Source organism: Haloterrigena turkmenica DSM 5511 (assembly GCF_000025325.1).
In the GTDB taxonomy this organism is placed as follows: Archaea; Halobacteriota; Halobacteria; order Halobacteriales; family Natrialbaceae; genus Haloterrigena; species Haloterrigena turkmenica.
This window is the reverse complement of record NC_013743.1, coordinates 3,046,995-3,060,088: the sequence shown is the minus strand read 5'-3', so window position 1 is coordinate 3,060,088 and position 13,094 is coordinate 3,046,995. Positions and strand designations below refer to the sequence as shown.

Here is a 13,094-nt window from a genome sequence, read left to right as displayed (position 1 = left end):
CACGATTAAGGCTTGGTATTCGTTCCTGTCTCGAGACGACTAGCTGACACTCGTCGCGTGGCCCAGTACGGAACCGCCAGCGACGGATTACCGCGTGAAATCACTCGTGGATCGTTCCACTTGATGCAACTCGACTCGAGATCGGCATCTACAATCCGCCATCCGGTACCGAATTGGACTGTTGTCTGGCCGTAGCCTCCCCATAATTATGGCCCGTTCCGGTGGAGACGAGCGCAATGAGAATCCTGCTTTTGCGGACGTGGACGACGAACATCGGGAACGGATTCATCGACTACGGGGCGAAGGCGATGCTCGAGCGGGCGTTTCCCGACGCCGAGATCGTCGAGACGGGCGGCTATCCAAACCACGCGGCGGACACCGCGGCGCTGTGGCGCGGGACCCGAAAGTTCGAACGGATGGCGGGCCACGGGGCGGACTACGAGTCGCCGACCCACCGAATTCGGCAGAACACGGTAAACATCAGCGAACTGATCGACGCCGATCTGGCGGTCCTGCCGGGCTGTGTGCTCTCCCGGCCGACGTTCCGGAAGTACTTCGACACGCTCACTCGACTCAGGGAGCGAGATATTCCGATCGTTATCGTCGGCGGGGGCGGCGAGGAGTACGACGAGGTCGAGCGCGAGGACGTCGAGGCCGTCTTCGACGCACTCGACATCGAGGTCTTGCTTACGCGGGATCGAACCGCCTACGAGGAGTACGGCGACCTCGTCGAGTACCTGTACGACGGCATCGACTGCTCGCTGTTCCTGGGCGACGCTCACCAGCCGCCGGAGGCGAATCGGGAGTTCGACGTCCACACGTTCGACAAGGGCGAGGAGCCCGATATCGACGGCGCGTCGTCGACGATCATCAGGCCCGATCACGCGCCCTTCGACGAACCGTACCACTTCCCGGTCGGCGAGCGGGCGCGGGAACTGCTCGGCCTCGAGACGCCGCTGTTCGAGGCGGAGAACGTCTTCGTCTCCGACATGGTGACCGACTACCTCTTCCTCTACGCCAACGCGGACGTGGTGCGATCGGACCGGATCCACGCCTGTCTGCCCGCCCTGACCTACGGCAACCGGGCGCAGTTCTACTTCGACACGCCGCGGGCGAACCTCTTCGATCGAGTCCCGATCGACGGCGACGTCACGAGCGAGCCGGTCCGGTTCGACATGGACGAACTCGAGCGGGAGAAGGACGAACAGGTCGAGGCCCTCGAGGAAGGGGTCACGACGGTCCTGTGAGCATGAGCCTGACCGCGTTGCCGACCGGAGAGCGACGGCGACCAGTGCTCCCGCAGCCGGTTCCATTGCCGGGGCTAGGTTCTTTGGCGGAGGGCTGGTAGGATGAACGGACACGCGACCATGGGAGACGAGCCATCCATCGCCCTCGTCGTGCTCGACACCCTGCGGGCGGATTCCTTCGACGAGCACTTCGACTGGCTACCGGGCGTGCAGTTCACGAACGCGTGGAGCACGAGCCACTGGACGGCCCCGGCCCACGCCTCGCTGTTCACCGGCCGGTACGCGAGCGAGGCCGGCGTGACGATCAAATCCCAGGATTTCGACCGGGACACGACTCGCCTCCCCGAACTCCTCCGGGACCGCGGCTACCGGACGCGGGCGTTCAGCTGTAACGTCAACATCTCGGAGCAGCTAGGCTGGCACCACGGGTTCGACGAGTTCGACGGCGGCTGGCGGCTCAGCGGCCTCGGCGAGGACGTCTTCGACTGGGACGAGTTCATCGCCGAACACCGGGCCGACGGCCCCGAACGGTACCTCCGAGCGCTCTGGCGCTGCGTCGACGGCGACTGCGATACGACCCAGTCGCTGAAACAGGGCGCCCTGATGAAGCTCCGAGACATGGGCCTCAAGGGGCGCCACCCCGACGACGGCGCGTCGGAGTTTCTGGAGTACGTCCAGAAGCGTTCGTGGACCCAGGACAGCGAGTTCCTCTTCGCGAATCTGATGGAGGCGCACCTGCCGTACGACCCGCCCGACGAGTACAAGACCTATCCGGACGAGGAGTCGCCCCACTTCGACAGCGTGAAGGCCACGCTCGGGGAGCCCTCGGCCGATCCGGAGCGGATCAGGACCGCGTACGACGACGCCGTACGGTACCTGTCGGACATCTACCGCGACATCTACGGGGAGCTCGCCGCGGAGTTCGACTACGTCGTGACCCTCGCCGACCACGGCGAAGCGCTCGGCGAGTACGGCGCGTGGCAACACGGCGGCGGCCTCCATCCGCCCGTGACGAAAGTCCCGCTCGTCGTCTCCGCGCCCGGACCGAACGCCGACGACCGAACCCCCAACGCAGGCAGCGCGGAGCGGCCAACGCGGGACGCCCTCGTGAACCTGCTGGACGTCTACGCGACGGTGCTCGACCTCGCCGGTATCGAGTCGGCCCACCGTCGCGGCGAGTCGTTCCGCCCGCTGTGCTCGAGCGATCCCACCGACACCGAGCCCCACTCGAGCGACACCGTCATCACTGAGCCGCGCTCGAGCGCGCTGCTCGAGTTCCACGGCATCTCGAAGCGACGCGCGCTCGCGCTCGAGGAGGACGGCTACGATATCGGCCCCGTCGACCGCGAACGCCACGGCGTCGCGACGGCCGACTGTTACTACTTCGAGGGGCTGTCCGGGACCGAGCTGATCGGCGACTGTGACCCGGCGGCCCTCGAGTCGGAACTCGGTCGACTGGTCGACGGCCTCGAGCGCCGCGAGGGACTCTCCGAGGCGGATATGGACGGTCTGGAATCCCAGCTCGAGGAGCTGGGGTATCTGTGACGGTGGTCTCGAGACGAGAGCCATGAGTGACGCGACCTCCGTCAGCCTCGGCGGCGAGACGCTCAAGGCGACGGCCGCGAAGTTCACGATGGCCGCGATCGGCTTTCTCGGGACGATCGTCTTCGCGCGCGTGCTCGGCCCGACCGGGTTCGGCGGCTACTACCTCCTCTTCTCGCTGGTGAAGATCGCCGACCGGGCGGTCAACGGATGGGGAACCGCGGTCAAGAAGCGGTTCTCGGAAGCGGACACGGCGCCGGGAGAACTGGTCGGCAGTCAGGCGCTGTTCACGGTCGTCTGGATGGCGATCGTCTGCGCGGCGGCGCTCCTCGCGTCGAAGCAGCTGGTCGACTACACGGGGCTTCCCGAGGCGCCGGTGTTGTTCATCGTCCTGCTGTTCGCCGTGACGCTCTTCGAGCCGTTGGACCTGATGGTACAGGCGCGGGGCCGCGTCGGCGCCTCGATGTGGACCGACACGCTCCGGTCGGTGCTCACCTTCCCGCTTCAGTTGGGGCTGATCACGCTCGGACTCGGTGCCGCCGGCATGGCCTACGGACTGGCCGCGGCGACGTTCCTGACGGTGCCGATCCTCTGGTACTTCGTTCGGGCGAGGCCGGTCGCTCCGGAGCGGGAGACGGTCGAAAACCTCTGGTCGTACGCCAGGTTCAGCATTCCGAACTCGCTGCTCAGTCAGGCCTACGATCGGTTCGACATCATCCTGCTGGGCTACCTGCTGGCGCCCGCCGCCGCCGGCCACTACGAGGTCGCGCTCAAGCTTACGGTGCCGGCGACGTTCGTGACGATGGCCGCCTCGAGCGGCCTGATGGCTCGCGTGAGCCACAGACACAGCAAGGGCGAGGAGCCGGGCGCGGACGTCTCGAACACGCTGGCGTTTACGAGCATCGTCGCGATCCCGATGTTCTTCGGCGCCGTCGCGATGCCGGAACAGCTCGTCGTGACCTTTTTCGGCCCCGAGTACGCCGAGGCCGCCGTGCTCCTCGTCGGACTCGCGCTCTACCAGATCGCGAAGACCCAGGCCGGCGTGCTCACGAGCGTGATCGACGGGATCGATCGGCCGGACGTCAACACGCGGGTCTCGGCGCTGACACTGGGGATCAACATCGTCCTCGGCGTCGCACTGACGCTCGTCTACGGCGCGATCGGCGTCGTGATCGCGACGGTCGTCGCCGAGACGCTCCGGTACGTCTGCTCGGCGGTCATCATCAAACGGCAGCTCCCGTCGGTCGTCCTCTTCCCGCGGACGCTCGGCGAGCAGTTCGCGGCCGGCCTCGCGATGTTCGCCGTGATCGTCCCGGTCGAACGCGCCGTCGCCGTCGATCACTGGTACCAGCTCCTCGCGATCGTCGTGCTGGGCGCGGCGGTCTACGCCGTCACGCTGGCGGCGATCAGTCGAAAGCTCCGCATCACGATCAGGGGCGTCGTCCGCAGTTCGCGCTTCGAGATCTAGCCGTCCCCGGCGTTCGAGCGCGTTTTTGGACGGGTTCGGTACGATTCCGACCCGTATACGCGGTTGTTGCGGCTAATGTCTCCATAGACGAAATACTCTTGAGGGTGTTCGATGGATAGCATCGTGTGATATGCTACCATCAATCTTTGATCAGCGGAACCGAATCACGTCGCAGCAGAGACACGCCGGTGCTCCATCGAACCACCCGTGTCCGTAGACCACGCTGAACCGCGACGCCGGAGCATCGAGGTCGAGTACTGGGTGATCGACGACGAGGGGCGGCTGACCGAGCCGGGGGAACTCGTCGCGGCGTCGCCGGGCGCCGAACGGGAGTTCGTCGAACCGGTGCTCGAGATCAAGACCACTCCCTGCGAGACGGCGGCCGAACTGCGCGAGGAGCTGTTCGACCGGATCGGCGCCGTCCTCGAGCGGGCCGACGACCTCGGAAAGCGACTCGTGCCGCTGGCGACGCCGGTGGGCGACGAACGGATCAGCGAACTTTCCAGCGACCGGACGCGGATCCAGAACACCGTCGTCGGCGAGGACTTCGCGTACGTGCGCCACTGCGCGGGGACCCACGTCCACGTCGAACAGCAACCCGGACGCGAGATCGATCAGTTGAACGCCCTCGTCGCGCTCGACCCCGCGCTGGCGCTGGTCAACTCCTCGCCGTACTACCGCGGGCGCCCGATGGCGGCCGGCGCCCGGTCGAAGTGCTACCGCTGGCTGGCCTATGACGACATCCCCCATCAGGGCTGGCTGTGGCGCTACGTCTCGGACCGCGAGGAGTGGACGCGACGGCTCGAGCGCCGGCACGAGGAGTTCGTGACGGTGGCGACCGACGCGGGCGTCTCGCGGCAGACCCTCGAGTCGAACTTCGACCCCGAGAGCGCGGTCTGGACGCCGGTCCAGCTTCGCTCGTCGTTTTCCACCGTCGAGTGGCGCTCGCCGGACACCGCGCTCCCGAGTCAGGTCGTCAGGCTGGCGAATCGCCTGGCCGACATCGTCGGCGATCTCGAGGACACCGACGTGCGCATCGACAGCCAGAAGGGTCGCGTCACGGACGAGACGATCGTCCTCCCGGAGTTCGACGCCGTCCTCGAGTACGTCGACGCCGCGATCCGGGAGGGGCTCGAGTCAGACGCCGTTCGATCGTATCTCGACCGGATGGGATTCGACGTCGATGCCTACGAGCCGATCACTCACGAGATCGCCGGTCGGGGACGGATCGATCCGGACGAAGCGCGGCGACTCCGGCTCGAGTACGCCGAGCGACTCGAGCGGGACGTGCGGCGGGCGAAGCCGCTGCACAGCGACTGAGCGGTGTGGCAGGTCCGATGACTGGTGCGATAGTCAGCACGACAATAGCGGCGGCGACTCGAGGGACCGTCAGTGCGATAGCAGCGGCGGCGACTCGAGCGATCGGCCGCGCGCTCAGTCGCCGACGACCGGATCGCGCTCCCAGAACTCGCTGCCCTTCTTGAGTTTGGGGACCCAGGTGTCCTTTTGCTTCGCGAGGAGCGCGACGCGGGACTCCGACACCCCTCGAGACTCGGTGAACTCGGGCATGTACTCCTTGACCTCGTCGGCGAACGCCATGACCTCCTCGTGGTCGGGCATCGCCGAGCGGTCGAGCCGGCCCTGCGAGTGACCGACGTGCATGTACGCCTTCAGCTCGACGAAGTCGGGATCGGCCTGCTGGTAGAAGCCCGCGTACCAGTCGGGGTGGTGCATGTTCTCGCCCTTGACGAGCGTCGTCCGGAGGACCGTTCGGGTTTCGTCCTTCTCGGCGAGGACGTCCATCGTCTCGAGCAGGCGCTCCCAGGCGTCGTCTTCCGTCGCGCCGACCACCTGGTCGAAGGTGTGGCGCTCGGGGGCGTCGACGCTGACGTACAGTTGCGTCGGATCGCACTCCCGGAGCACCTCGGGCCGGGTCCCGTTGGAGACGAGGAAAGTGGTGATATCGCGGTCGCGGAAGGCCTCGATGAGCTCGGGAAGATAGGGGTAGAGCGTCGGTTCGCCGTCCAGCGATATGGCGACGTGTCGGGGTTCCATCGCCTGCTCGAAGACCTCGCGGGGCACCTCGTCGTTGCCGCCGAAGCCCGAGAGCAGCTTCTTCTGGAGCCGGATCGAGGCGTCGACGACCGCCTCGGGGTCGTCCCACTCGACGTCGTCCATCTCGTAGGTGTGTCCCTGGTGGTCGCGCCAGCAGAAGACGCAGCGCTCGTTACACCGGACGACCGGCGTCATCTGGATGCACCGATGGGACTCGATCCCGTAGTAGATGTACTTGTAACACTTCCCCTCGCCCCGGACGGCGTTGGCCGTCCAGCCACACGTCTGGGCGGCCGTGTGGTTCTCGCTGTGGTAGTCCGGGCTCGAGACCTGCATCGCACCGCCGTCCTCGCTCTCGTCGTGTTCGGCGTCGGTGTCGCTCCCACCCTCGACGCCGGATTCGGCGGAGTTACTCATGTTGCCCCCGCTTGGTCGGGCCCGACCAAAAGGTGTGTGGTGTCGCCGCTTCGACTCTCCGGCGCGGAACGGATCGGACTCGGGCATGTCGAGTCCCTACTCTGCAGGACCTCGAGCGACGCCTGACTGCTATTTGTGGGGTAACTCGCCTGGTTCGGCCGGTTCGTCGTCCTCGAGCGTCACTTCCCGCTCGAACCCGTACAGGACCAGCCCCGTGTTGGCGGTCATAATGGTTCCGGTGGTCGGAACGGACGCGAACAGGTATAGCCCCGCGCCGACCGCGACGGCGCCCCCCGAGAAGGCGGCCCACAGCAGGGGTCTCGAGACCTCGTGATCCGTGGCGTCCCGGTAGGTCCAAGCGAAGAGCCCGACGGTCCCCACCACGCCGATGACGGCGACGAGGGTGTCGACTACCATACGTGAGCGTTCGTCGGCCGAAAGAAAAGCGTTCTGAGTGGGCCCGATCGGCCCCACTCGAGTCCGTCGTTCGGTGTACGCGCTCCGCTCGAGGGATCTCTCTGCGGTGGCGCGCGCTGGACCGTGGCGACTGTACAAGGAGCCACGGTCAGAACCGTGCGAGGGATGAGTGAGCGACTGAGAGGAGCGAACGAATCGGCTGGGGAGGGCGTGGCACTCACCGTTGCCAGCGTGAAGTTGCGTTATTGCTGTATTCAATGAGCTAACGGATTCCACATCACCCACAGCCGATTCGGTCACCGAGTCGAACCACCGGGACGAGTTAGTCGACTGACCCGCGAACTCGCTCGAGAACCGCCAGCGTCCCGTCCGCGTGCACCTCGTCAAGCACTTCGTCGGCCGCCGCTTTCGCCGTCTCGTCGGCGTTGGCGACGGCGAAACTCCGGCCGACGGCCTCGAACGTCGAGACGTCGTTGATCGAGTCGCCCACTGCGACGGTTCGCTCGAGGTCGATATCGACGTGTTCGGCGATCGTCTCGAGGCCGTCGCCCTTGTTCGGCGCGGCGTCCTTGACGTGGTAGGCGTAGCCGGTGTCGATCACCTCGAGGCCGTGGTCGGCGGCGATCTCGCGCAGCGGCTCGATGGGTTGGTCGAGGTTCACGGCGATCTCGGTCTCGCGCCAGCGGTTAACGGTGTTCTCCGGCCCCCAGCCCGTCTCGTAGCCGGCGGCGCGGTACGCCTCGAGGACGGCCTGAGCGGCCTCGCGGTCGGCGGTGAAGAAGACGTCGTCGCCGGTGTAGACGACGCCGCCGTTCTCGGCGACGACGAGTTCGGGGATGCCGACGAAGTGACAGAGCGCGACGGGGTAGGGAAAGGCCTTCCCGGTGGCGATCACGACGGGCGCCTCCCAATCGCGGAGGGGGTCGAAGACGCGCGGATCGATGCCCCACCCCTCCGGGCGGGTGAGCGTCCCGTCGATGTCGAGGACGAGCGGTGGATCGGCTCTCATGGCCGTCACTCGAGGGCTGGGCGACCTAAAGGGGTCGGTTCGGGCGTGCTCGAGACCGAGAGATCCGTCAGTGACTGAATCGGGACGGTTCGCTAAGTGCGTGTGCGAACCGAGTACACTCGTTAGTCGTCTGACTCGGGAACTGATCCCTGATCGTCCGTCGGTTCGGGCTGTAACTGACGAACGAGATTCAAGTGCATCAGGTGAAGATGCATCCCGATTCCGTACAGGATGGTGCCTAATCCGACGAACGTGAGCGGCATGAGTATCGACTCAATCGCCTGCGAGGGACTCTCGAGATTCGCAGGCAGAACAACGCCAATGGCCAACAGAAACGCGATCAGAATAATCACTAATCCTGTACGAACTGCGCGAGAGTATTTTCCAACCTGTTGAATCCGTTCCTCGATCTCTTCTCGGGAGGGCGCTCCAGTTTCGCGAGCCATAATTTATGAGTTTCTCATATCGTCCACAACTCACGGTGTAAAACGAGGGCTGGAATAGACAATCTGCTCAGTAAATACCCTGTACTTACCGCGCGTTTCACCCCCTGCTCTGATTTCTAGACCAGTGCGATCACGATGACGGTACTCCCGGCGATGCCGGCGAGAACGCCGACCGCACGTGCCAGTTGCTCACCCCACGCGACCGTCCGCTCGAGCGAGAGCACGACCGCGATGAGCGCCATCCAGACGATGTTCATCGAGCCCACGATCACCATGAACGCGAACAGCGCCCAACAGCATCCGACGCAGAAGACGCTGAACTGCCAGCTCATCCGAACGGCGCCGCGCACTCCCGGTCGGTGATGACTCATGAGGAACCCGAGCGGCGACCGGCAATACCGCAGACAGCGGTACTTGTACGGCGAGAGCTGGTATCCGGACAAGAGGAGCAACGACCCGCCCACCAGGAGCCCGCCGTGGGCGTTCGCGAGGGTGACGATCGGTACCACCGCGTTGACGACGAGCGGGACGATTCCCGTCAGCGTCCAAACGAGCGCGTACGTCCCGATAAACGCCCCAACTCGAGTCGCTTTACCCGCGGCCGTGGTCCCCTCGAGCGTCTCGGCGTACAGCCGGAAGAGCGGGACCGACGAGGGATACATCATGGCGATCATCATCACTCCCCACATGAGCAAGTAGAGGCTGATACCGGTCAGCCCGTTCGAGACGGCCATCGCCTCCGGTGCTCCCGGGTCGGACATCTGCAGCTCCATCTGTCCACCGGGCATCGGGAGCCACCGACCCACGACCGCCGCCCACGCGAGCAACGCGATTACGTACGTGACGAGCACGACGATCGGAACGCGTCGACGGGTGAATCGGTCTCGAAACGAGTCGTGTGTCCCCATGATCGATCGACTATATCGCTGTCCTCTCGCCCTCAGGAGTTCGCCAATTCGAAGTCGCCGAGGTAGGCGTTGTTTCCGGAGACGTCCCACGTGAACCGGTCATCGTAGGAGACCGTCGCCGTGGTCGACTTCCCGGTCTGTACCTCCGTGCTCTTCGTCAGCGGGTGGGGCGAGACCGTCCCGACTTCCTCGTTGAACCCGACCGCGCCGCTCGCGTCCATTTCGACGGCGTCCCCGATCTCGACGGAGAAGTCCGACCCGTCCCGCGAGAAGCTGATCGGAACGGTCGTGACGTCGACCGATCGGACGTGTGTGTCAGCGACGGGGGCCCAGATACCGCCGGCGCGGCCGGAGTAGATGTCTTCGATGGCCTCGCGCTGGTCGTCGTCGGCCGTTTCGTCGACGAGTAACACGACGTCCCATTCCGTCTCGGGGGCGAACATGACGCCCTCATCGGTCGAAATGAGCATGCCGACGTCTACCCCGCTCAAGTCGACATCGCCGTAGCGTCCCTCTTCGATGTGCCACGCCAGCGAGACGGTACAGACGTCGTCGTCCGGCGGTTCCATCCACACGCACTGACACGCGACGTCGCAGTTGCAGGCTTCGACGTAGTCTCCCTCGATGATCCACTCTTTTTCCATTGCTGAACACCGCGTTATATGCCAACAAGTACCACGATAAAGCTATCCAGTGAAACTAGCCCATCCGATGAAAGCGCCGAATTAGCCGTCCGATACGTGCCGTTCAGAAACCAGCAGTCATCACGCTGAGCAGCAATGGTATCGGAAACCAACCAGCAACCAGCAGAGTGGAAAGACGGACCGCAGTCGGATTTCGAGGTCCGTCAGAGGCCGAGATAGCCCGCGTTGGGGAGCAGCCCGGCCAGATACAGGAGTCCGAGGACGAACATGAACGCCGCGATGGCCATCGCCGGCGGGTCGACGTGGGTCCCGGAGTGCGAGTAGAACACGCGCTGGGACACCTCGCCGAGGAGGGCGCTGATCGCGCCGAACGCGCCGGCGACGAGCAACACGACGGGATCGCTCCCGACGGCCGCCGCCGCGATCACCGCGCCCGTCGACCCGAGCAGCGTGATGTGGTGGGTGACGGGAATCTTCTCGACGCCGAGGTTGAGAAAGAGCAGGCTCATCGCCGAGATGGCGTAGCCAAGGAAGATGCTCCCGGTCTGGAGCCAGATGAAGCCGCCGAGGATCCCGCCGACGACGCCGATGGTGGTGACGCCGGCCCACTCGTACTGATGTGGCAGCCACGGCTCAGTGGCTAACCGGTCGGTCTCGACCCCGCCGTCGGTGACCGCGCGCTTCTCCTCGCGCTCGAACGGGGACATGTCGAGGACGCTCGAGCCCCCGATCTTGCCGACCAGCGGGTAGCCGAAGGCGAGTCGAGCGAGGAACGCCGTCGCCACGACCGAGAGCGCGATGTTGTCCGTCGGGAAGCCGATCCCGCTCATCACCTGGGTGATGAGCATCCCGAGCACGCCGAAGAGCGCCCCGACCGCGAGGATGTCGGGTTTGGTCCCGAAGGCGTAGAGGATGTTCTTCCCGAAGTGGTAGTCCCAGTCGTCGGGCTCCATTTCGGGGTACTTCCGGCCGGCGTAGGCCGTCGCGGCGACGCCGCCGGCGAAGGCGATGTGGGGGCCGGTGACCGCGCCGAAGCCGATCGTCCCGGTGATGCCGGTCGCGATGTTACCGGCACCGATGGCCTCGGCGGCGCTGAGTTCCCCCTCGAGGACCGCGATACCCTCCCCGAGGAAGACGACGAAGCCGGTGAAGACGAAGGAGGGAAGCGCACCGAGGGCCGCGCCGAACGCCCCGCCGGCGAGCGCGGCGATCAGCAGGACGGCGAACGCTTCGGTCTCCATGCCGATGATCGGAATCTGAAGTATCGTCCCGAACATAGTTACTCCTCGTCGTCCCGTGCCCAGTCGCGCGCCCGGTCGACCGCTTCCGTCCAGCGCGCGTAGCGTTTGTCGGCTCGATCGGCGTCCATCTCGGGTTCGAACTCGCGATCGATCTGCCAGTTGTCCCGCAGGCTGTCGACGTCGTCCCAGTAGCCCACGGCCAGTCCGGCGGCGTACGCGGACCCGAGCGCCGTCGTCTCGTCGACGACCGGACGGACGATCTCCGAGCCGATGATGTCGGACTGGAGCTGACAGAGGTAGTTGTTCTTGACCGCGCCGCCGTCGACCTTCAGCGAGGTCATCTCGATGCCCGAGTCGGCCTCCATCGCCTCCGCGACGTCGCGGGTCTGGTAGGCGATCGACTCCAGGGTCGCCCGGACGATGTGTTCTCGCCGGGTGCCTCGAGTCATGCCGACGATGGTACCGCGAGCGCGCTGGTCCCAGTGGGGCGCGCCCAGTCCGGTGAACGCGGGGACGACGTAGACGCCGTCCGTCGAGTCGACGCTGCGGGCGAGCTCGGCCGTCTGCGCCGGATTGTCGATCAGCGAGAGGTCCTCGAGCCACTCGATCGCCGCGCCGGTGATGAAGATCGAGCCCTCCAGCGCGTACTGGACGTCCTCGCCCGACTTCTGGAACGCGATAGTCGTCAGGAGGCCGTGATCGCTCGCGACGGCCTCGCTGCCGGTGTTCATCAGGAAGAAGGAACCGGTGCCGTAGGTGTTCTTCGCGTCGCCGGCGTCGAAACAGGTCTGGCCGAACAGCGCGGCCTGCTGGTCGCCGAGCGCCCCCGCGACGGGGATTTCGGCCTCGAGGAACCCGTCCGGATCGGTCGTCCCGTAGGTGTCGTCGTCGCTGGACGGCCGAACCTCGGGGAGCATCGCCTCGGGAACGCCGAACTCCGCGAGGAGGTCGTCGTCCCACTCGAGGTCGTGGATGTTGTACAGCATCGTCCGCGAGGCGTTCGTGACCTCGGTGATGTGCTCGCCGGTAAGGTTGTAGATCAGCCAGCTATCGATCGTCCCGAACAGCACCTCGCCCTTCTCCGCGCGGTCGTGGATGTCCTCGGGACGGGAGCGCTCGAGCTTGATCGGATCGGCGTTGTCCAGCAGCCACTCGGCTTTCGTCGCCGAGAAGTAGGCGTCGGCCTCGAGGCCGGTCTTCTCGCGGATCATCTCGACCTTTTCCTCCGCCTCGAGTTGCTCGACGCGGTCGGTCGTGCGCCGGTCCTGCCAGACGATGGCGTTGTGGACCGGCCGGCCGGAGTCGGCGTCCCACAGCAGCGTCGTCTCGCGCTGGTTGGTCACGCCGATGGCCTCAAGCTGGTCGGGGCTGATCCCCGCCTGCCCGAGCGCCTGCGTGATGACGCTCTTGGTGTTCTCCCAGATCTCCATCGGGTCGTGCTCGACCCAGCCGGGTTCGGGATAGATCTGTTCGTGCGTTTCGTAGGCGTTCGCGACGACCTGGCCGCCGTGATCGAACACGATAAAGCGCGTCCCGGTCGTTCCCTGGTCTACCGCACCGACGTACGTGGATTCTGTCACTGGTAATCTCCCTCGTTGCTCCGTACGATGTCTTTACCGACGATCGCACGATACTGGTAAACAATACCTACTATCATTATAAAATTTGTCGAAGTCCTAATCCGTATGTCGTATCTTATC

Annotated in this window: 11 protein-coding genes; 4 read left to right on the top strand and 7 right to left on the bottom strand. The window is 65.4% G+C overall.

Translation table 11 applies throughout. The features are described 5' to 3' along the window. Nucleotides 1-236 precede the first annotated feature (236 nt). The 4 genes from HTUR_RS14685 (at nt 237) to HTUR_RS14670 (ending at nt 5,577) form a co-directional block, all read left to right on the top strand. A complete protein-coding gene (locus HTUR_RS14685) occupies nt 237-1,247 on the top strand; it encodes a polysaccharide pyruvyl transferase family protein (protein ID WP_012944107.1) in 1,011 nt (336 codons plus the stop codon). Between the two features lie 102 nt (nt 1,248-1,349). Continuing rightward, nucleotides 1,350-2,792, top strand: coding sequence for a sulfatase-like hydrolase/transferase (locus tag HTUR_RS14680; protein ID WP_012944106.1), 1,443 nt, complete (start codon nt 1,350-1,352; stop codon nt 2,790-2,792). 22 nt (nt 2,793-2,814) lie between these two features. Beyond that, nucleotides 2,815-4,257, top strand: coding sequence for a lipopolysaccharide biosynthesis protein (locus HTUR_RS14675; protein WP_012944105.1), 1,443 nt, complete (start codon nt 2,815-2,817; stop codon nt 4,255-4,257). Nucleotides 4,258-4,464: 207 nt separating this feature from the next. Next, entirely contained in the window at nt 4,465-5,577 is a 1,113-nt protein-coding gene (locus HTUR_RS14670) for a glutamate-cysteine ligase family protein (RefSeq protein ID WP_012944104.1), read from the top strand. A 114-nt stretch (nt 5,578-5,691) separates the two neighbouring features. On the opposite strand, the gene twy1 is transcribed toward HTUR_RS14670, so the two are convergent. The 7 genes from twy1 to glpK all read right to left on the bottom strand — a co-directional run bounded on the left by twy1 (nt 5,692) and on the right by glpK (nt 12,974). Next, nucleotides 5,692-6,729 (bottom strand): 4-demethylwyosine synthase TYW1, encoded by a 1,038-nt coding sequence (twy1, locus tag HTUR_RS14665; RefSeq protein ID WP_012944103.1) that lies wholly within the window; start codon nt 6,727-6,729, stop codon nt 5,692-5,694. A 129-nt stretch (nt 6,730-6,858) separates the two neighbouring features. Beyond that, nucleotides 6,859-7,146 (bottom strand): hypothetical protein, encoded by a 288-nt coding sequence (locus HTUR_RS14660; RefSeq protein WP_012944102.1) that lies wholly within the window; start codon nt 7,144-7,146, stop codon nt 6,859-6,861. Nucleotides 7,147-7,468: 322 nt separating this feature from the next. Beyond that, nucleotides 7,469-8,155: an HAD-IIB family hydrolase gene (locus HTUR_RS14655; RefSeq protein ID WP_012944101.1), complete on the bottom strand. Its 687-nt coding sequence runs from the start codon at nt 8,153-8,155 to the stop codon at nt 7,469-7,471. Between the two features lie 562 nt (nt 8,156-8,717). Next, on the bottom strand, nt 8,718-9,509 hold the full coding sequence (locus tag HTUR_RS14645) for a DUF2182 domain-containing protein (protein ID WP_012944099.1): 792 nt from the start codon (nt 9,507-9,509) through the stop codon (nt 8,718-8,720). A gap of 32 nt (nt 9,510-9,541) precedes the next feature. Then, on the bottom strand, nt 9,542-10,153 hold the full coding sequence (locus tag HTUR_RS14640; RefSeq protein ID WP_012944098.1) for a DUF1326 domain-containing protein: 612 nt from the start codon (nt 10,151-10,153) through the stop codon (nt 9,542-9,544). 203 nt (nt 10,154-10,356) lie between these two features. After that, nucleotides 10,357-11,430 (bottom strand): hypothetical protein, encoded by a 1,074-nt coding sequence (locus HTUR_RS14635; RefSeq protein WP_012944097.1) that lies wholly within the window; start codon nt 11,428-11,430, stop codon nt 10,357-10,359. A gap of 2 nt (nt 11,431-11,432) precedes the next feature. Next, nucleotides 11,433-12,974, bottom strand: coding sequence for a glycerol kinase GlpK (glpK, locus tag HTUR_RS14630; RefSeq protein ID WP_012944096.1), 1,542 nt, complete (start codon nt 12,972-12,974; stop codon nt 11,433-11,435). Nucleotides 12,975-13,094 lie beyond the last annotated feature (120 nt).

Excerpts from the sequence above, each read along its gene's own strand:
- HTUR_RS14645 (WP_012944099.1), bottom strand. The coding sequence starts at position 9,509 with ATGGGGACACACGACTCGTTTCGAGACCGATTCACCCGTCGACGCGTT.
- HTUR_RS14660 (WP_012944102.1), bottom strand. The coding sequence starts at position 7,146 with ATGGTAGTCGACACCCTCGTCGCCGTCATCGGCGTGGTGGGGACCGTC.
- HTUR_RS14685 (WP_012944107.1), top strand. The coding sequence starts at position 237 with ATGAGAATCCTGCTTTTGCGGACGTGGACGACGAACATCGGGAACGGA.
- HTUR_RS14635 (WP_012944097.1), bottom strand. The coding sequence starts at position 11,430 with ATGTTCGGGACGATACTTCAGATTCCGATCATCGGCATGGAGACCGAA.
- HTUR_RS14675 (WP_012944105.1), top strand. The coding sequence starts at position 2,815 with ATGAGTGACGCGACCTCCGTCAGCCTCGGCGGCGAGACGCTCAAGGCG.
- HTUR_RS14655 (WP_012944101.1), bottom strand. The coding sequence starts at position 8,155 with ATGAGAGCCGATCCACCGCTCGTCCTCGACATCGACGGGACGCTCACC.
- twy1 (WP_012944103.1), bottom strand. The coding sequence starts at position 6,729 with ATGAGTAACTCCGCCGAATCCGGCGTCGAGGGTGGGAGCGACACCGAC.
- HTUR_RS14680 (WP_012944106.1), top strand. The coding sequence starts at position 1,350 with ATGAACGGACACGCGACCATGGGAGACGAGCCATCCATCGCCCTCGTC.
- HTUR_RS14640 (WP_012944098.1), bottom strand. The coding sequence starts at position 10,153 with ATGGAAAAAGAGTGGATCATCGAGGGAGACTACGTCGAAGCCTGCAAC.